Raw genomic sequence first — 263 nt, 5'->3', positions numbered from 1 at the left:
AACCAAAAGGCAATGCGCGATACAATAGACAAGCCTAGACCATAGCCACCTGACGCGCGCGTACGGCTATCATCTAAACGTGAGAATGGAATGAATACTTTTTCGCGATCTGCTTCAGGAATACCATGTCCATCATCTTCAACACTAACGAAGGCATTGCCTTTTTTGACACCAGCACTAATGATAATGGTTGTTTCTGCATAGCGTAACGAATTACCTGCAAGGTTTTGAATCACACGGTGTAAGTAACGTCTATCTGCAAC

Annotated in this window: 1 protein-coding gene; it reads right to left on the bottom strand. The window is 43.7% G+C overall.

What is annotated here, in order from left to right; all coding sequences use genetic code 11:
- Positions 1 to 263 (bottom strand): ATP-binding protein (locus SB772_RS42195; protein ID WP_410838799.1); only part of this gene is annotated, 263 nt, incomplete at both ends.

It is taken from the genome of Paraburkholderia sp. SIMBA_030, assembly GCF_046535245.1.
GTDB lineage: Bacteria > Pseudomonadota > Gammaproteobacteria > Burkholderiales > Burkholderiaceae > Paraburkholderia.
This window is presented reverse-complemented; position numbering and strand designations above follow the sequence as displayed.